General features: G+C 63.9%; 19 protein-coding genes. 2 read left to right on the plus strand and 17 right to left on the minus strand.

Annotation, left to right across the window (positions count from 1 at the left end; all coding sequences use genetic code 11):
• The 4 genes from AWB65_RS13845 to AWB65_RS13860 all read right to left on the minus strand — a co-directional run.
• Positions 1-515 (minus strand): electron transfer flavoprotein subunit beta/FixA family protein (locus tag AWB65_RS13845; RefSeq protein ID WP_087667700.1); only part of this gene is annotated, 515 nt, incomplete at its 3' end.
• Positions 516-701: 186 nt separating this feature from the next.
• Positions 702-1,499 (minus strand): MetQ/NlpA family ABC transporter substrate-binding protein, encoded by a 798-nt coding sequence (locus AWB65_RS13850; protein WP_087667701.1) that lies wholly within the window; start codon positions 1,497-1,499, stop codon positions 702-704.
• A gap of 34 nt (positions 1,500-1,533) precedes the next feature.
• Positions 1,534-2,187, minus strand: coding sequence for a methionine ABC transporter permease (locus AWB65_RS13855; protein WP_087656162.1), 654 nt, complete (start codon positions 2,185-2,187; stop codon positions 1,534-1,536).
• Positions 2,177-3,211 carry a methionine ABC transporter ATP-binding protein gene (locus AWB65_RS13860; protein WP_087667702.1) on the minus strand — a complete coding sequence of 345 codons (1,035 nt, stop codon included), beginning with the start codon at positions 3,209-3,211 and terminating at the stop codon, positions 2,177-2,179. Before AWB65_RS13860 ends, AWB65_RS13855 begins: the two co-directional genes overlap by 11 nt.
• 154 nt (positions 3,212-3,365) lie before the next feature.
• Here AWB65_RS13860 and AWB65_RS13865 point away from each other — a divergent pair, with 154 nt between their 5' ends.
• A complete protein-coding gene (locus tag AWB65_RS13865; protein WP_087667703.1) occupies positions 3,366-4,226 on the plus strand; it encodes an alpha/beta hydrolase in 861 nt (286 codons plus the stop codon).
• A gap of 12 nt (positions 4,227-4,238) precedes the next feature.
• On the opposite strand, the gene AWB65_RS13870 is transcribed toward AWB65_RS13865, so the two are convergent.
• Entirely contained in the window at positions 4,239-5,162 is a 924-nt protein-coding gene (locus tag AWB65_RS13870; protein WP_087667704.1) for a histone deacetylase family protein, read from the minus strand.
• Between the two features lie 217 nt (positions 5,163-5,379).
• Here AWB65_RS13870 and mltB point away from each other — a divergent pair, with 217 nt between their 5' ends.
• A complete protein-coding gene (gene mltB, locus AWB65_RS13875) occupies positions 5,380-6,573 on the plus strand; it encodes a lytic murein transglycosylase B (RefSeq protein WP_087667705.1) in 1,194 nt (397 codons plus the stop codon).
• A gap of 65 nt (positions 6,574-6,638) precedes the next feature.
• Here the strand turns inward: mltB and cysM are convergent, their stop codons facing one another.
• The 12 genes from cysM to AWB65_RS13935 form a co-directional block, all read right to left on the minus strand.
• Positions 6,639-7,541 carry a cysteine synthase CysM gene (cysM, locus tag AWB65_RS13880; RefSeq protein WP_087667706.1) on the minus strand — a complete coding sequence of 301 codons (903 nt, stop codon included), beginning with the start codon at positions 7,539-7,541 and terminating at the stop codon, positions 6,639-6,641.
• Positions 7,542-7,825: 284 nt separating this feature from the next.
• Positions 7,826-8,188, minus strand: coding sequence for a ComEA family DNA-binding protein (locus AWB65_RS13885; RefSeq protein WP_087667707.1), 363 nt, complete (start codon positions 8,186-8,188; stop codon positions 7,826-7,828).
• 85 nt (positions 8,189-8,273) lie between these two features.
• Complete coding sequence (gene rfaD / locus AWB65_RS13890; protein ID WP_087667708.1) at positions 8,274-9,269, minus strand: ADP-glyceromanno-heptose 6-epimerase; 996 nt, start codon at positions 9,267-9,269, stop codon at positions 8,274-8,276.
• Positions 9,270-9,276: 7 nt separating this feature from the next.
• A complete protein-coding gene (gene rfaE1 / locus AWB65_RS13895; RefSeq protein WP_087667709.1) occupies positions 9,277-10,254 on the minus strand; it encodes a D-glycero-beta-D-manno-heptose-7-phosphate kinase in 978 nt (325 codons plus the stop codon).
• Positions 10,220-11,623, minus strand: a complete 1,404-nt coding sequence (locus tag AWB65_RS13900) for a UDP-glucose dehydrogenase family protein (RefSeq protein WP_087667710.1) — start codon at positions 11,621-11,623, stop codon at positions 10,220-10,222. The genes rfaE1 and AWB65_RS13900 overlap by 35 nt, the downstream gene beginning before the upstream one ends.
• A gap of 105 nt (positions 11,624-11,728) precedes the next feature.
• Positions 11,729-12,901 carry a lipopolysaccharide assembly protein LapB gene (gene lapB, locus AWB65_RS13905; protein WP_087667711.1) on the minus strand — a complete coding sequence of 391 codons (1,173 nt, stop codon included), beginning with the start codon at positions 12,899-12,901 and terminating at the stop codon, positions 11,729-11,731.
• Between the two features lie 63 nt (positions 12,902-12,964).
• Complete coding sequence (locus AWB65_RS13910; RefSeq protein WP_087667712.1) at positions 12,965-13,258, minus strand: LapA family protein; 294 nt, start codon at positions 13,256-13,258, stop codon at positions 12,965-12,967.
• Positions 13,259-13,579: 321 nt separating this feature from the next.
• Positions 13,580-13,906 (minus strand): integration host factor subunit beta, encoded by a 327-nt coding sequence (locus AWB65_RS13915; RefSeq protein WP_087667713.1) that lies wholly within the window; start codon positions 13,904-13,906, stop codon positions 13,580-13,582.
• A 22-nt stretch (positions 13,907-13,928) separates the two neighbouring features.
• Positions 13,929-15,662: a 30S ribosomal protein S1 gene (gene rpsA, locus AWB65_RS13920; protein ID WP_200821720.1), complete on the minus strand. Its 1,734-nt coding sequence runs from the start codon at positions 15,660-15,662 to the stop codon at positions 13,929-13,931.
• A 162-nt stretch (positions 15,663-15,824) separates the two neighbouring features.
• Positions 15,825-16,505, minus strand: a complete 681-nt coding sequence (gene cmk, locus AWB65_RS13925) for a (d)CMP kinase (RefSeq protein WP_087667715.1) — start codon at positions 16,503-16,505, stop codon at positions 15,825-15,827.
• Between the two features lie 40 nt (positions 16,506-16,545).
• Positions 16,546-17,850 (minus strand): 3-phosphoshikimate 1-carboxyvinyltransferase, encoded by a 1,305-nt coding sequence (aroA, locus tag AWB65_RS13930; protein ID WP_087667716.1) that lies wholly within the window; start codon positions 17,848-17,850, stop codon positions 16,546-16,548.
• A gap of 10 nt (positions 17,851-17,860) precedes the next feature.
• The gene (locus tag AWB65_RS13935; protein WP_087667717.1) at positions 17,861-18,784 is read right to left on the minus strand and encodes a prephenate dehydrogenase; all 924 of its coding nucleotides are present in this window, start codon (positions 18,782-18,784) and stop codon (positions 17,861-17,863) included.
• Between the last annotated feature and the right edge of the window lie 19 nt (positions 18,785-18,803).

An 18,803-nucleotide genomic window follows, 5' to 3' on the forward strand; every position in this document is an offset into this window, starting at 1 on the left:
GCGGGCAGTTTCAGCGACAACGTTTCCGAACCGCCATCGACTTCACGCGACACCGTGGCTTTGCCATCGGCGACCACGACTTTCGAGGCAAACGTCGCTTGCGGCAGGCCAGCCAAAGCGGCGAGCATCTGACCGGTTTGGTTCGAATCGTCGTCAATCGCTTGCTTGCCGAGGATGACGAGTTGCGGCTGCTCTTTATCCACCAGCGCCTTCAGAATCTTCGCGACCGCCAGCGGCTGCAATTCCTCAGTCGATTCGACGAGAATCGCGCGATCCGCGCCAATCGCCATCGCGGTACGCAGCGTTTCCTGACATTGCGTCACGCCGCACGAGACCGCAACAACCTCAGTCGCCACCCCCGCCTCACGCAAACGCACCGCTTCCTCGACAGCAATCTCATCGAACGGGTTCATCGACATCTTCACGTTCGCGATATCGACGCCGCTGCCGTCCGATTTCACGCGCACTTTCACGTTGTAGTCGACCACTCTTTTCACTGGCACCAGGATTTTCATGCACACGCTCCAAAGTTACGATTACGTCAACCCAACGTCTCATTATACGAGCGACACGCGCCCCCGGACCGCGGAATGGCCGAGAGCGGCCGTCAGGCAGACAGACAATCAGCAATGGCTGAGATAATATAGAACGATCGTTCTATATCATATCCAAGGAAACCCGGGTTCATCGCGACCCGCTACTTACCAGGCTGCGATCACCGCGCCCGCGTATTTCCCTTCGATGTACTGCTTCACTTCCGGCGAGTGGTACGCCGCAACCAGCTTCGCAACCCACGGCTTGTCCTTGTCGGCGGCGCGGATCGCGATGATGTTCGAATACGGTCCCTTCGGGTCTTCGATCGCGATCGCGTCCGACTTCGGTTTCAGGCCCGCTTCCATCGCGAAATTGGTGTTGATCGCGGCGGCATCGACGTCGCCGAGCGAGCGCGGGATCTGCGCGGCATCGAGTTCGACGATCTTCAGCTTCTTCGGGTTCTCGACGATATCGAGCGGCGTCGCCTTCAATCCGGCGTCGGCGCGCAGCTTGAGCAGGCCCTGCTTCTGGAGCAGGAGCAGCGCGCGGCCGCCGTTGGTCGGATCGTTCGGCACCGCGATGCGCGCGCCCGGCTGCAGTTCGGCGAGCGACTTGACCTTCTTCGAATAGATGCCCATCGGGAACGTGACCGTATCGGCGACCTTGATCAGCTTGTAGCCGCGGTCCTTCACCTGCGCGTCAAGATACGGCGCGTGCTGGTAGCTGTTCGCGTCGAGGTCGCCGGCAGCGAGTGCGGCGTTCGGCTGCACGTAATCCGAGAACTCGACGACCGTGATCTTCAGCCCGTTCTTCGCGGCGACCTGCTTGACGACGTCCATGATCTGCGCGTGCGGGCCGCCCGTGACGCCGAGCTTGATGGCTTCATCAGCGTGAGCGGCGGTGCTCGCGAACAGCGTAGCCACGGAGAGCGCGGCGGCGAACTTGAGAATGAATCGGCGTTGCATGGATTGGCCTTTGTTTTTAATAGAAAAATTGACGTTACTTGTGGCTCAGACGCCGCACGAGCCAGTCACCGAACGACTGCACGAGCTGCACGAACACGATCAGGATCACGACTACCGTAAGCATGACTTCAGGCAAAAAGCGCTGATAGCCGTAGCGGATGCCGAGATCGCCGAGACCGCCGCCGCCGATCGCGCCCGCCATCGCCGAATAGCCGACGAGCGACACGAACGTGATCGTCAGCCCGGCGACGACGCCCGGCAACGATTCCGGCAGCAGCACCTTGAACACGATCTGGCGAGTGGTCGCGCCCATCGCCTGGGCGGCTTCGATCAGGCCGCGGTCGACTTCGCGCAGCGCCGTCTCGACGAGCCGCGCGATGAACGGCGCGGCCGCGATCGTCAGGGGGACGACGGCAGCCGCCGTGCCGATCGACGAACCGACCACGAGCCGCGTGAACGGAATCACGGCGACGAGCAGGATGATGAACGGCGTCGAGCGCACTGCATTGACGATGCCGCCGAGCACGCGGTTCACGCCGAGGTTCTGCAGGACGCCGTCGCGGTCGGTGAGATAGAGCAGCACGCCGAGCGGCAGGCCGATCGCGGCGCCCACGAGCCCCGAGATGCCGACCATCACGAGCGTCTCCCAGAACGACTGCACGAACATGTCGAACATTTCACTCAACATACGAAAGCTCCTCCACCACCACGCCTTGAGCGCGCAAAAAAGTGATCGCCTCGGCGACCTTGACTGGCTGACCGCCCGCCAGCACCGCGAGCGAGCCGAATGCCTGGCCCTGAATCTCGTCGATTTGTCCGTGCAGGATGTTGAAATCGAGCTCGTAGCGGCGGATCGTCTCCGAGAGAATCGGCTGATCGACGCCCGAGCCCGTGAATGCGAGCCGCAGCAAGTGGCCGCTGCCCGTCTTCAGCCGCTCGGCGACGCGTTTTTTCATCGCGGGCGGGAGTTCGTGCGCGATTACATCGCCGATCAGCGCGCGCGTGACTTCGTGATGCGGCTGCATGAACACATCGACCACGTTGCCCTCTTCGACCACGCGCCCCGCGTCGAGCACGGCGACGCGGTCGCAGACCTGCTTGATCACGTCCATCTGGTGCGTGATCAGCACGACCGTCAGGCCCAGTTCGCGGTTGATCTTGCGCAGGAGGTCGAGGATCGAGCGCGTGGTTTCGGGATCGAGGGCGGACGTCGCTTCGTCGGACAGCAGCACTTTCGGCTTGCTCGCCAGCGCCCGCGCGATGCCCACGCGCTGCTTCTGCCCACCGCTGATCTGCGCGGGGTAGCGGTCCTTCTGAGTGGTCAGGCCGACGAGGTCGAGCAGCGGCAACACGGTCGCCTCGATCTCGGCGCGCTTCATGCCGGCGAGTTCGAGCGGCAGCGCGACGTTGTCGAACACCGTGCGCGACGAGAGCAGGTTGAAGTGCTGGAAGATCATGCCGATGTCGCGGCGCGCGGCACGCAAATCGGCAGCAGAAAGCGTGGTGAGATCGCGCCCCTCGACGATCACGCTGCCTTCGCTCGGGCGCGTCAGCAGGTTGATCGTGCGGACCAGCGTGCTTTTGCCAGCGCCGCTTCGCCCGATGATGCCGAACACTTCGCCGGCGGGAATCGTCAGATTGACGTTATGCAATGCTTCGACCCAGCCCCGGGGTCCGGCGAAGCGCTGTGACAGGTTGCGTATTTCGATCATGTCAATACAAACGGCGGCGGCTCCGTGGGGGTTCGCACCCGGGCAGCCGGCCGCCGTCGATGTTCTTAGTGTTAATCCGAAATTTTACCGCACGCTTATCATTCGCTTTAATAATGATTTCCATGCCGCTAATTACTTCGGGGCATTTAACGACATGTATTCCACGAGCACCGTCAAGACCCGTCAGGGTGTCGAACTGTTTTTGCATCGCTGGCAGGCGGTGGGGAAGCCGCTCGCGCGCATCGCGCTGGTGCACGGGCTGGCCGAACACGCGCAGCGCTATGACGCCTTCGCGCAACCGCTGAACGCGGCGGGCGTCGAATTGATCGCGGTGGATTTGCGCGGGCACGGGCGCTCGTCGGGGGCACGGGTGTGGATCGACCGTTTTGACGACTACCTGCTCGACGCCGACGTGCTCGTCGAAGTCGCCGAGACGACCGCGCCGGCAGGCGTGCCGCTCTTCCTGATGGGCCACAGCATGGGCGGAACGATCGCGGCGCTGTACGTCGCCGAGCGGGCGGCGGAGCGCAAACTCGCGGGGCTGATCCTGTCGAGCGCCGCACTAAAACCCGGCCGCGACGTGCCGCGCTGGCAACTCGCGCTGGGGAAAATCATCGGCGCAATCAGCCCGCGCCTCCCGGCGCTGACGATCGATCCGGCGCTGTTGTCGCGGGCGTCGGGAGTCGTCGAGGCGAACCGGCGCGACCAGCTCGTCCATCACGACGCGATTCCCGCCCGCACCGGCGCCCAGTTGCTCGCCGCGATGACGCGCATCGAAACGAAACGCGCGTCGATCGCACTGCCGCTCTTCGTCTTCCACGGCACCGCCGACAAGCTCACCGAACCCGACGGCAGCCGCGAGTTCGAAGCGGCCACGAGCTCGACCGACAGCACGCTTCTGATGCTGGAGGGCAGCTATCACGAGACGCTGAACGATCTCGACCGCGATCGCGTGATCCGCGCGCTGATCGACTGGACGCTCGTGCGCGCGGATTTGCAGCGCTCGCGGACGTAGCCGGCGCGCCGCTCAGATATCGGCCAGCGCCCGTACATGCGCGACGACGCTGCGCCCGAGCGCCGACAGGTTGTACCCGCCCTCGAGCGAACTCACGATGCGCCCCTTCGCGTGACGATCGGCCACCGCGCGGATCTGCTGCGTGAGCCACGTGTAATCGTCCTCGACGAGGCCCATGTTGCCGAGATCGTCCTCGCGATGCGCGTCGAAGCCCGCCGACACGAAGATCATCTCCGGCTTGAACGCGTCGAGCCGGGGCAGCCACAGCAAATCCACCGCCTCGCGCACGGCCATGCCCTTGGTTCGCGCGGGCATCGGCACGTTGACCATGTTCGGCGCCTGGCTGTCAGCGCCGGAATACGGATAGAACGGATGCTGGAAGAAGCTGCACATCAGGACGCGCGGGTCGCCCGCGAACGCGGCTTCCGTGCCGTTGCCGTGATGCACGTCGAAATCGATCACCGCGACGCGCTGCAGGCCGTGTACTTCCAGCGCGTGGCGCGCCGCAACGGCGATGTTGTTGAAGAAGCAGAAGCCCATCGCGCGCGCGGGTTCGGCGTGATGGCCGGGCGGGCGCACGCTGCAGAACGCGTTGTCGTAGCGGCCTTCGATCACGGCATCGGTCGCGGCGATGGCGGCGCCCGCCGCGCGTAACGCCGCCTGATACGAATGCGGGCACATCAGCGTGTCGGGATCGACTTCGGCACGGCCTTCGGCCGGCTGGCACTGCCGCACGAAGTCGATGTGCGCCTGCGTGTGCACGCGCGCAAGGTCGATCTCGCTTGCAAGAGGCGCTTCTTCGCGCTCGATCAGCGCGTCGATGCGGCTTCCGATCAACTGGTCTTCGATCGCCTTCAGGCGGTCCGGGCATTCGGGATGCCACGGACCCATGTCGTGGAGAAGACAGTCGGGGTGGGAATAGAAGGCGGTCGCCATAGGCTTTCGGCGGCCGGTGTGCGCCGGACCGCGTGTCTCGTGTCTTTTCGTCATACGCACGACCACACGCCGCGCGATTGACGTTAAGTTACCACACCGTTTATTCCCGTCGCCGCCGTTAATTCAGGGTTTCGAGGCAGGATGCGGGCTTAAGGGCGTCGGTTATACTGCCCCGACACCCGACGCACTGCCACACATCGTCACAACCACGCACACTATGACATTCAAGTTTGCTCCGCTTGATTTGCCCCACGCGTTCAAGCCGCACTCACTCGCCACCGTCGTCTCCAAAGCCTTCCTCGTTTGTGCTCTCGGCGCCCTCGCCGCCGGCAGTGCCTTTGCGCAGTCGCAGTCACAGTCGCAGCCTCAAACCGCGACGCCGCAAGGGCAGGACTTCGAAGAAGAAATCGTGCCGCAGCGCTACGCGAAAAATCCGAATGTCGATGCGTTTATCAACGACATGGTCGCGCGCTACGACTTCGATTCAAGCGCGCTGCATGACCTCTTCAATCGCGTCAGCTATTCGACGACCGCGGTCAAGCTCGTGACGCCCTCGCCGACGCCCGCCGCGAAGAACTGGCGCGCGTATCAGGCGCGTTTCATCGAGCCGGTGCGCATCAACGCCGGTGTGAAGTTCTGGCGCGCGAATCAGGCCACGTTGCAGCGTGCGTCTGAGCAATACGGCGTGCCGCCGGAGGTGATCGTCGGCATCATTGGCGTAGAGACGATCTACGGGCGCTACATGGGCAACTTCCGCGCGCTCGACGCGCTCACCACGCTCACCTTCGACTACCCGAACACGCCGAATCGTGCCGAGCGGCAGGCGACGTTCCGCAAGAACCTCGAAGACCTGCTCGTCTGGACGCGCGACGCGCAGATCGATCCGTCAACGGTGCTCGGCTCGTACACAGGCGCGATCGGCATTCCGCAGTTCATGCCGAGCAGCATCGTGCAATACGCGATCGATTACGACGGCAACAGCCGCATCGACCTGCGCACGAGCCAGGCCGACGCGATCGGCAGCGTCGCGAATTTCCTGAGCAAGCACGGCTGGGAGGGCGGGCGTCCGGTGGTGTGGCGCATCGCGGGCGATGTCGGCAGCCAGGGCATCGCGCAGGCGGCGGCCGACGGCGCGCCGGAGCCGCACTGGTCGCTCGCGCAGTTGCTGAAGGCGGGCATGCTGCTGAACGAGCCGGCTTTGAATACGGCGTCGGAGGCGGGAACGCCTGTAACGGTCGTCGATTTGCCGACGCCGGGCCGCCCGACCGAATACACGCTCGGCACGAAGAACTTCTACGTGTTGACGCGCTATAACCGAAGCTTCTTTTATGCGCTGTCGGTCTATCAGTTGGGCGAGGCGATCAAGGCGCGCATCGCGGCGGGCGATACGGGAACGTCGACGGTGCAGTGACTTTCTGATTCCGCATCAAAAAGAAGGCCGTTCGTTTGAACGGCCTTCCTTGTTTTTGAAACACGTTACGCAGGGAAAACACCCGTCGAGAGATACCGGTCGCCGCGATCGCAGACGATGAACACGATCGTCGCGTTCTCGACCTGCCGCGCGATGCGCAACGCGACTTCGCACGCGCCGCCCGACGAAATCCCGCTGAAAATCCCTTCGACCGACGCCATCCGGCGCGCCATCGTTTCCGATGCCGCCTGACTCACGTTCTCCACGCGATCCACCCGGCTGCGGTCGAAAATCTTCGGAAGATAAGCCTCGGGCCACTTGCGGATGCCCGGAATACGCGAACCCTCTTCCGGCTGCGCCCCGACGATCTCGATCTTCTCGTTCTGTTCCTTCAAATACTGCGACACGCCCATGATCGTGCCGGTCGTGCCCATCGCCGAAACGAAATGCGTGATGCGCCCTTCCGTCTGCCGCCACAGTTCCGGCCCGGTCGTCTCATAGTGCGCGAGCGGATTGTCGGGATTCGCGAACTGGTCGAGGATGACGCCCTTGCCTTCGCGTTGCATCTGGTCGGCGAGATCGCGTGCGTATTCCATGCCGCCTGTCACCGGCGTCAGCACGATCTGCGCGCCGTAGGCGGCCATGCTCTGGCGCCGCTCGATGGAGAGGTCCTCGGGCATCAGCAACACCATCTTGTAGCCGCGCACGGCAGCGGCCATCGCGAGCGCGATGCCGGTATTGCCGCTCGTCGCTTCGATCAGCGTGTCGCCGGGCTTGATGCGGCCGCGCTCCTCGGCCTTCTTGATCATCGAGAGCGCCGGACGGTCCTTCACCGAGCCCGCCGGATTGTTGCCTTCCAGCTTGCCGAGAACGACGTTGTTGCGGCCGCGGATGTCGTCGTCCGTCAGACGGACGAGCTGCACGAGCGGCGTATTGCCGATCGTGTCTTCGATTGTCATGTAAGCCATAAGCGGTGCTGTGTGCGGCCGCGAGTGCAGCCGATGCGTGAATATTGGGATGCGGGGAATCCACCGATTGTAGCCCAGCGGTCCTTTCGCTGCCGCCCGCCCCTGTCGGCTACAGGGGTTGCGTCGTCGCCTCTACAGCAAAAAGCCCGCGGCGAGGACCACGGGAGCCAAATCACACTGAGGGCCGAAGGAGCCATGCACATACCACTTGCGCGAACCTGTAACCAATCGGGAGGGCGGCGCACGCGCTGACCGGCGCGTCGGCCGCATGCGCCGCGTCCCGTCTACTTCTTCACGACGACTGGCTGATGTGCGGACGCCGCCGCCGTAGCCGCATTGGCCGCGAGCGCGCCGGAGCCCGCGTGCGCCGCGGCGGCGGTCTTGCTCGCCGGCCCGATGGTGAGCCCTTCGGCCTGCAGGCGTTCCATCGTCTTGCCGCCCATGCCCTTGACGCGCTTGCTCATTTCGGCGGCGTCCTTGAACGGGCCGTGCGCGTCGCGCTCGTCGAGTATGGCTTTGGCTTTTGCCGGACCGATGCCCTTGATGCCGCGCAGCGCATCGGTATTGGCGGTGTTGACGTCGACGGCCGCGAAAGCGGAACCGACCGACAGGGCGAGCGCGAACGCCGCGATTACTTTTTTGATCATCTGAGTCTCCCTTGAAGAACCTTGAGGAACCGGCCAGCGTCCGTCGCTGACCGTGAGACCCAGTTTAAAAAAACGCGCCAGCCTTTTATAGCTGGCCGAATAGCCAACGCGCGTAGCGGTCGACGCCTTCCTGCACGCTCAAGAACGGCGCGTCGTATCCGGCCGCGCGCAGCTTCGACTGATCCGCCTGCGTGAAGCACTGGTACTTGCCGCGCAGCGCGTCGGGGAACGGGATGTACTCGATCAGCCCGCGCTGCACGAGTTCGGCGAGCGACAGCGTCGTCGCCTCGCCGTCGATCGCGCGCAGCGTGTTCACGACGGTCGATGCGATGTCGTTGAACGGCTGCGCGCGGCCGGTGCCGAGATTGAAGATGCCCGACTTCTCCGGGTGATCGAAGAAGAAGAGGTTGACCTTCGTCACGTCCTCGACGGACACGAAATCGCGCGTCTGCTCGCCCGCCGCGTAGCCGTTGTACTCGCCGAAGAGCTTGACCTTGCCCTCGGCGCGGAACTGGTTGAAGTTGTGGAACGCCACCGACGCCATGCGCGCCTTGTGCGTCTCTCGCGGCCCGTAGACGTTGAAATAGCGGAACCCGACGATCTGGCTCTTCGCCTGCGGAAGCGTCTGTCGCACGATCTGGTCGAAGAGAAACTTCGAGTAGCCGTACACGTTCAGCGGTTTTTCGAACTCGCGGTCCTCGACGAACTGGCTCGACCCGCCATAAGTCGCTGCCGACGAGGCGTACAGGAATTGCGCGCCCTGTTCCAGACACGCGTTCATCACGTCGCGGCTGTAGCGGAAATTGTTGTCCATCATGTAGCGGCCGTCGGTTTCCATCGTGTCCGAACAGGCACCTTCGTGGAACACCGCGCGCACTTTGCCGAAGTCGCCGCGCCTGAAGCGCTCGACGAACTCTGTTTTATCGAGATAGTCGTCGATCTCGCAATCGACGAGATTCTTGAACTTGTCGGCGCGCGTCAGGTTGTCGACGGCTATCACGCGATGTTCGCCGCGATCGTTGAGCGCCTTCACGATATTGCTGCCGATGAACCCGGCCGCGCCGGTGACGATGATGGTCATGATGTTCTCAAGCGAAAAGTTCGTTGTAGTCGACGGTCGCCGTGCCCAGCTTCCCAACGACGATGCCCGCCGCCCGGTTGGCATACGCGATCGAGTCGATGAGCGGCACGCCCGCGCCGAGCATCGTCGCGACCGTCGCGATGACGGTGTCGCCCGCGCCGGACACGTCGTAGACCTCGCGCGCGTCGGCTTGCGTGTGCAGCACGCGGTTGTCGGTAAAGAGCGTCATGCCTTCCTCGGAACGCGTGAGCAGCAGCGCGTCGATTTGCAACTCGGCGCGCAGCTTCGCGACGCGTTCGTGCAAATCCTCCTCCGAATGCCAGCGCCCGACGACCTCGCGCAACTCCGCGCGGTTCGGCGTGATCAGCGTGGCGCCGCGATAGCGGTCCCAGTCGTCGCCCTTCGGGTCGACCAGCACCGGCTTGTTCGCCCGGCGCGCATCCGCGATCATCTGCGTCACATGCGTCAGGCCGCCCTTCGCGTAATCCGACATCAGGATCACGTCGTGCTGCGGCAGCAGATCGGCGAAACGCGCGAGACACGCGGCGAGCACTTCGTGCGTCGGCGAGTTTTCGAAATCGACGCGCAGCAACTGCTGCTGGCGCGACAGCACGCGCAGCTTGATCGTCGTGAGCAGTTCGGGATCGCGTTCGAGGTGCCCCGCGACCTTGCTCTCGCCGAGCAATTCGACGATGCGCTCGCCCGGTTCGTCGTGGCCCACCACGCAGAGCAGCCCCGCCTGCGCGCCGAGCGCCGCCGCGTTGCGCGCGACGTTCGCCGCGCCGCCGAGGCGGTCTTCCTTGCGCTGCACATGCACGACCGGCACCGGCGCTTCCGGCGAGATGCGGTTGACGTCGCCGAACCAGTAGCGGTCGAGCATCACGTCGCCGACGACCAATACGCGCGCCGCCGAAATCCGCGCGCGCGGCACGACCGGGATGGGGGCGGGCTTAGTGGCTGGAGCCGGCGCCGTCGAGTTCGACATGGGGACGTCCTATCGCGTAATAGTCGATGCCGAGTTCCGCCATCGCTTCGGGTTCGTACAGGTTGCGGCCATCGAAGACGACCGGCATTTTCAGTTCGCTTTTGAGATGGGCGAAGTCGGGGCTCTTGAATTCCTTCCACTCGGTCACGATCACGAGCGCATCCGCGCCGGGCAGCGCGTCTTTTTGCGTGTGGACGAACGAGAGGCGCTTCATGTCGTCGGGACGATTGGCCAGATCGAGCGCGATGACGCGCTGCGCTTCCTCGAGCGCCACCGGATCGTACGCACGCACCGTCGCGCCGCGCGCGAGCAGCGCGTCGATCAGGCGCCGGCTCGACGCTTCGCGCATGTCGTCGGTATTGGGCTTGAACGCGAGGCCCCAGACCGCGAACGTGCGCCCGCGCAGGTCTTCGCCCATGCGCCTGACGATCTTGCTGACGAGCACTTCCTTTTGCGCGTCGTTGACGTCCTCGACCGCTTCCAGAATCCGCAGCCGATGGCCGTTTTCACGCGCCGTCTGCACGAGCGCCTGCACATCCTTCGGGAAGCACGAGCCACCGTAGCCGCAGCCCGCATACAAAAAGTCGTAGCCGATGCGCGGATCGGAGCCGATTCCCCGGCGCACCGACTCGATATCGGCGCCGACCGTATCGGCCAGATTCGACAGGTCGTTCATGAACGAGATGCGCGTCGCGAGCATTGCATTCGCCGCGTACTTCGTGAATTCCGCCGAGCGCACGTCCATGTACAGCGTGCGCTCATGATTGCGGTTGAACGGCGCGTACAGGCGCTTCATTTTCTCGCGCGCGAGGCGGCCGGCTTCGTCATCGTCCAGGCCGATCACGATGCGGTCGGGGCGCATGAAATCGTCGACCGCCGCGCCTTCCTTCAGGAACTCCGGATTCGACACGACCGAAAAGCCGTGGTTGCCCGATGCTTCCAGCCCGCGCGCCGTCAACTCTTCCTCGACCACGCGCCGCACCTGGAGCGCGGTGCCGACCGGCACCGTCGATTTATCGACGATCACTTTGAAGCCGTTCGAATACCGGCCGATGTTGCGCGCCGCCGCGAGCACGTATTGCAGGTCGGCGGAGCCGTCTTCGTCGGGCGGCGTGCCGACCGCGATGAACTGGATTTCGCCGTGCTCGACGCTCGCCTTCACGTCGGTCGAAAACTGGATGCGGCCGGCCGTGCGCGTGCGCCTGAGCATTTCCAGCAGCCCTGGCTCGTGGATCGGCACGCCGCCGTTGTTGAGGATGTCGATCTTGCGGGGATCGACGTCGACGCAAAACACGTCGTGACCGATTTCAGCAAGGCACGCGCCGGTCACCAGACCGACGTAACCCGTGCCGACGATGGTAATTTTCATACGCGTTCCGGTTGTTCTGAAGATGCCGGCGATGGCCGGAAGCCGGGTCAGCGTCGACCCGTTCGCCTCCCGCGCAGCCGGCTTGCCGATTAGCCGCGCGCGCCGTCAGGCCGAAGTGATGGGCTCGACGCGGCGCGGCGCATACGTTTCCCAGCCGCTGCAGCCGGGACACTGCCAGTAGAAAAGACGGGCGCGGAAGCCACAAGTTTGACACGTATAGCGTGGCAGGTTCTTGGTGCGCTGCTTGACGAGCGCGCGCATCAGTTGCAGTTCACCGCGGCGCGGTTCCTCGGCGCTTGCTTCCTGCGCTTCCAGCAAACGCAGCATGCCCGCGAGATTCGGCGACGTCTGCATCTGCGTGCGCGCGAGCGCGTGCGCGGCGTCGAGGCCGCGCAGCGTCTCGACGTGCTTGAACGCGACGTCGAGCAGATCGGTCGACGGATAGCGGTGCACGTAGCCGGTCAGCAGATCGACGCCGTCTTCCGCGCGATCGAGCTTCGTGTACGCGTCCATCAGCTTCTCGGCGACGAGCGGCAGATACGCCGCATTCTGCTCCTCGACGCGTTTCCAGCAAGCGATCGCCGAGACGAGATCGCCGCCGGCAGCATCGACGTCGCCCGCGAGGATGGTCGCGCGCACGCTGTCGGGGTTGGCCGCGAGCGCCAGTTTCAGCTCGGCGCGGGCTTCGTCGGGCTGTTTTCGCTGCAGCGCTTCCTGCGCGAGTTCGCAGTGAAAATGCGCGACTTCCTTCGCCAGCGACGGCGCGCCCATCTTCTCGATGCGCTCCGCCGTCACGATCGACTTCGGCCAGTCTTTCTCGATTTCGTAGATCGTCAGCAAAGCGCGCTGCGCGCCGAGCTCATATTCGCCTGCTTCCAGCGAGCGGAAGGTTTCTTCCGCTCGATCCAGCAGGCCGGCCTTGAGGAAATCCTGGCCGAGTTCGAAGAGGGCGTGATCGCGCTCGGCGACGGGCAAGTCGGCGCGGCTCAGGAGGTTCTGGTGGACGCGGATCGCGCGGTCCGTCTCACCGCGCCGGCGAAACAAATTGCCGAGCGCAAAGTGCAGTTCGATGGTTTCAGGGTCGAGCTTCGCGACTTCGATGAAGGCGTCGATCGCCTTGTCGTGTTGCTCGTTGAGCAGGAAATTGAGGCCGCGAAAGTACGAGCGCGGCAGATTCGCGTTTTCGGAGAGCAGCGTTTTCAGGTCATAGCGGGATGCCATCCAGCCAAGCGCGAACGCGACAGGGACGACAAGCAGCCACCAGAAGTCTAGATCCATGCGAGTAGTCGGTGAGTCGGGGTGAATGCGGGCGCGCTTGCACGTGCGCCGGCGCTGGCTGGATCAGATGAGCGGCGGCATCGGCGGTTCCTGCACGGGAACGGGCGCCTCGCGCGCGACGCGCAGTTCACGCCTCAAACGCCCGTTCTCCATGCGCAGACGGAACATCGCGGGCAGCGCGGACACGAGCCCCGCCAGCAACCCGACGACGAAAAACGCCAGGCCGATCAGGATCAACGGAGCTTGCCAGAAATAGCCGGCGAGGAAATTGAGCGTCGCGGGTTGCGTGTTGGCGAGAGCCAGCACCAGCAGCAGGACAAAGACGAGGACGCGGATCAGCCAGACAAAAAATTTCATGGAGACTCTCTCGACGGCGGTTGCAGACGGCATCGGATGTCGCGCTGCGCGTGAAGCCCGCGCGGCACGGCCGCCGGGCCGAAAGTGACCGGTATTGTAAATGATGCGTATCGTCGTCAGGGCGGCGGTTGCGGGCGGTAAGAGGTTGCTGCGGCGCACATGCGCTGGTGAGCAAGACGCGCACCTATCGATTGGATAGTGCTCGTGCGAAGCATATGAGAAAAGTGCAGGCGAAAAAAAAGCACCCGTGAGGGTGCTTTTTCCGGTCATTGCCGTCTGGTACGACGTTGCGTCTTTCGCTCCGGTCAATTCGAACGTTGATCAAAGATCGTCGTCGTCATCGTCCGATGCTTTCAACGGCTCGCCTGCGCGGCCGTCGACGCGTTCACGCAATTCCTTGCCCGGCTTGAAGTGCGGCACGAATTTCTCCGGCACCAGCACCTTTTCACCCGACTTCGGATTGCGCCCGACGCGCGACGGACGACGATTGAGCCCGAAGCTGCCGAAGCCGCGAATTTCGATGCGATGGCCGTTGGCCAAAGCCTCCGACATCGCATCGAGCATCGTCTTCACCGCGAAATCCGCATCCTTGAGGACAAGTTGCGGAAAACGCGACGCCAGTTGGGCGACCAATTCCGATTTGGTCATACTGCAGCGGTACCGTTAAGGCTTAGCTGTTCTGGCCGTCGAGCTTGGCCTTGAGCAGCGCGCCGAGGTTGGTCGTGCCGGTAGCAGCGGCGTTCGAGTCCGATGCTGCCAGACCGCGAATCGCTTCCTGTTGTTCAGCCGAATCCTTGGCCTTGACCGACAGGTTGATGCCACGCGACTTGCGGTCGATGTTGATGATCATCGCATTGACCTTGTCGCCTTCCTTCAGCACGTTACGAGCGTCTTCGACACGGTCCTGAGCGATTTCCGACGCGCGGAGGTAACCTTCCACGTCAGCCGTCAGCGTGATGACCGCACCCTTCGCGTCCACCGACTTCACCGTACCGTCGACAATTGCGCCCTTGTCGTTGATCGCGACAAAGTTGCTGAACGGATCGCCTTCGAGTTGCTTGATGCCGAGCGAAATGCGTTCCTTCTCGACGTCGATGCCCAGAACCACGGCTTCGACTTCGTCGCCCTTCTTGTACTTGCGCACGGCTTCTTCGCCAGTTTCGCTCCACGACAGGTCCGAGAGGTGAACCAGACCGTCGATGCCGCCAGGCAGACCGATGAACACGCCGAAGTCGGTGATCGACTTGATGCCGCCGCTGATCTTGTCGCCCTTCTTGAAGTTGCGGCTGAAGTCGTCCCACGGGTTCGGCTTGCACTGCTTCATGCCGAGGCTGATACGGCGGCGGTCTTCGTCGATTTCGAGAACCATGACTTCGACTTCGTCACCGAGTTGTACAACCTTCGACGGTGCAACGTTCTTGTTCGTCCAGTCCATTTCCGACACGTGAACCAGGCCTTCGATGCCCGATTCCACTTCGACGAATGCGCCGTAGTCGGTGATGTTGGTGACCTTGCCGAACAGGCGCGTGCCCGACGGGTAACGGCGGGAGATGCCTTCCCACGGATCGTCGCCGAGCTGCTTGATGCCGAGCGAGACGCGGTTCTTCTCTTGGTCGAACTTGAGGATCTTCGCGGTGACTTCCTGGCCAACCGACAGAACTTCGCTCGGGTGACGCACGCGACGCCATGCGATGTCGGTGATGTGCAGCAGGCCGTCGATGCCGCCGAGGTCCACGAACGCGCCGTAGTCGGTGATGTTCTTGACCACGCCTTCCACGATCGCGCCTTCCTTCAGCGTCTCGAGCAGCTTTGCGCGCTCTTCGCCTTGAGTGGCTTCGATCACGGCACGGCGCGACAACACGACGTTGTTACGCTTGCGGTCGAGCTTGATCACGCGGAATTCGAGGGTCTTGCCTTCGTACGGCGTCGTGTCCTTGACGGGACGCGTGTCGACGAGCGAACCCGGCAGGAACGCGCGGATGCCGTTGACCATGACGGTCATGCCGCCCTTGACCTTGCCCGTGATCGTGCCGGTCACGAGTTCGTTGTTGTCGAGGGCCTTTTCCAGCGACAGCCACGAAGCGAGGCGCTTCGCCTTGTCACGCGACAGGATGGTGTCGCCATAGCCGTTTTCCAGCGCGTCGATCGCGACGGAAACGAAGTCGCCCGCCTGCACTTCGACCTCGCCCGCGTCGTTCAGGAATTCTTCGAGCGGAATGTAGGCTTCGGACTTGAGACCAGCGTTGACGACCACGAAGTTGTGGTCGACACGCACGACTTCGGCGGAGATCACTTCACCGGCGCGCATGTCCTGCTTGGTCAGCGACTCTTCGAACAGAGCCGCAAAAGATTCGGTATTCGGGGTGGAGGTTTGCAGGTCGGACATAAAAATCGAGGTTTGCACGGCTTGATCGCGATGCCTGCCGTTGAGTGACGGCTAGTTGGCAAAAAAAGCGGGAGCCACGCGGGGTTAAAGGGTTTGAACACGCTCCGTGTTTCTCACGGAGCACCATGCAAGCGGGTTAAACAACCCGCCTTTACTGCTACTGCGTTTTACTACCTGAAACTAGACGCGAATCTCGTTGAACCAGCCGATAATCTGTTCGACCGTTTGATCGACCGACAAGCCAGATGTGTCAAGCGTTCTCGCGTCTGCTGCGGGCTTGAGTGGCGCGGTGCTGCGATTCGTATCGCGCGTGTCGCGTTCACGCAAATCTCTCAGCAAGTCTTCCATATTAGCAGAAAATCCTTTTTGTATCAATTGCTTATACCGTCTGGCCGCGCGAGCCTCGACGCTGGCGGTGAGAAACACCTTGAGCGGGGCGTCGGGAAAGATCACCGTGCCCATGTCGCGGCCGTCCGCGACGAGCCCCGGAAGCTTGCGGAACGCCCGCTGGCGGGCAATCAGCGCCTTCCTGACTTCGGGATGAACCGCGATCGCCGAAGCCCGGTTGCCGACCTCTTCCGCGCGGATTTCCGCCGATACGTCGACGCCGTCGAGCTGCGCGCAGCCTTCGCGAAACGTGATGTGGAGCGCGCCGACGAGTTTTGCAAGCGCCTCGGCGTCCGCCGGGTCGATGTCGTAGCTCATGCTCGCGAGCGCGGTCAGGCGGTAGAGCGCGCCGCTGTCGAGAAGGTGGAAACCGAGCGTCGCCGCGACCAGCGCCGCGACTGTGCCCTTGCCCGACGCCGTCGGTCCGTCGATGGTGATCACTGGAGTTTGATGAAAGGGACGAGTCGGTTTCATTGAGCGGGGCCGTTCTGGCGCATTGTTACAGTCATTTCAGTCATGCCTTGGCCAGAGTCGCGAAGCGGTCGAAGTAATCGGGGAAGGTCTTGCCGACGCATTTCGGGTCGTTGATGCGCACCGGCACACCGCTTAGCGCGACGAGCGAGAAGCACATCGCCATGCGGTGGTCGTCGTAGGTGTCGATGGCGGCGTTCGGCGTGAGCGCGGCGGGCGGCGTCACGACCAGGTAATCCGCGCCCTCCTCGATCGTCGCGCCGACCTTGCGCAGCTCGGTCGCCATCGCGGCGATGCGGTCGGTTTCCTTCACGCGCCAGCTCGCTATGTTGCGCAGCGTGGTTTTGCCGTCAGCGAAAAGCGCGGCGACGGCGATCGTCATTGCGGCGTCGGGGATCAGGTTGAAGTCCATATCGATGGCGGCGAGACGCCCGTCGTCGGATTCGACGCCGCGCACTTCGATCCAGTCATCGCCCATCATGACGTTCGCGCCCATGCGGATCAGCGCGTCGGCGAATCCGACGTCGCCCTGGATGCTCGCGCGCCCGACGCCCTCGACGCGCACCGGTCCGCCGCCGATCGCGCCCGCCGCGAGGAAATACGACGCCGACGACGCGTCGCCTTCGACCATGATCGTGCCCGGCGACCGGTACTGCGCGCCCGCCGGCACGGTGAAGCGCGCCCAGCCATCGCGCGCGACTGTCACGCCGAAGCGCTCCATCAGGCGGATCGTGATGTCGATGTAGGGCTTCGAAATCAGCTCGCCTTCGACTTCGATCGAAATCGCGCCGCTCGCCGATTTCACGATCGGCAGCGTCATCAGGAGCGCGGTGAGGAACTGGCTCGACACGTCGCCGCGCACGCGGATCGGTTTATCGACGGCGATCTGCGCGGGGTGAATCTTGAGCGGCGGAAAGCCGTCGTTCAGTTCGTAATCGATGCTGGCGCCGATCTGCCGCAAGCCGTCGACCAGATCGCCGATCGGCCGCTCGTGCATGCGCGGCACGCCGTGCACGCGATACTCGCCGCCGTTCACCGCGAGCGCCGCCGTGAGCGGGCGCACCGCCGTGCCCGCGTTGCCGAGGAAAAGCTCGGCCGATTTCGATTCGAACGCGCCGCCCGTGCCGGTCACGACGCACCGGTCGCCGTCGTTGCGAACGCCTACACCGAGCGTTTCCAGGGCGGAAAGCATCACGCGCGTGTCGTCGGAATCGAGCAGGTTGGTGATCGTGGTTTCGCCGTCGGCGAGCGCGGCGAGCAGCAGCACGCGGTTCGAAATGCTCTTCGAGCCGGGCAGCCGGACCGTGCCGGACGCGCGCGAAAAGGGTCCGAGATCGAGATATTCCATGATTGAGTCCTTATTTCGCAGGGGTTTCGCCGGGCTTCGCGCCGCCGCGTTCCTGCCATTCGGTGCGCGCCACGCGCGAGCGCGCGAACGCTTGTTCCAGCGCGGCGCCATCCGAAGCGTCGATGGCGGCGCGAAAACGCGCGAGCACCGTCGTGTACGCATCGAGTTCGGCGAGCAGCGCCGCGCGGTTCGCTATGCAGACGTCACGCCACATTTCGGGGCTCGACGCCGCGATCCGCGTGAAATCGCGGAAACCGCCGGCGGCGAATGAGAACTTGAGCGTGGCGTCGGGCGCTTCGAGAATCTGCTCGACGAGCGCGAACGACGCCACGTGCGGCAAGTGGCTCACCGCCGCGAACACGCGGTCGTGCTGCGCTTCGCTCATGCGATGGACGCTCGCGCCCGTCGCCAGCCACATCGCTTCCACGCGCTCGACGGCCTGCGCCGGGTTCTCGGCCAACGGACAGAGCACGACGTTGCGCCCGACGTAGAGATCGGGCAGCGCGGCATCGACGCCGCTCGACTCGCGCCCCGCAATCGGATGCCCGGGCACGAACTGCGCGACCTTGGCGCCGAGCGCCGCGCGCGCCGCCGCAACGACGTCACTTTTCGTGCTGCCGGCATCCGTCACGACGGTCGATGCATCGAGGAACGGCGCGATGCGCGTGAGCAGCGGCTCGGTCTGAGCGACCGGCGCGGCGAGCAGCACGAAATCGGCGCCCGCAAGAGCTTTTCCGAGCGCAATGTCGTCGTCGAGCGATGCGGCCGAGTCGATCACGCCGAGTTCAAGCGCGCGCTCGATCGTTTTCACTGACCGCCCGACCCCCACGACCTCGCCCGCGAGCCCCGCCCTTTCGCGCAATGCGCGCGCAAGCGACCCGCCGATCAGGCCGACGCCAAAAATTACCAGTTTGTTGAAATTGAACGCAGCCACGGAGCCTCGCCAGAAGCGC

The organism is Caballeronia humi (assembly GCF_001544475.1).
In the GTDB taxonomy this organism is placed as follows: domain Bacteria; phylum Pseudomonadota; class Gammaproteobacteria; order Burkholderiales; family Burkholderiaceae; genus Caballeronia; species Caballeronia humi.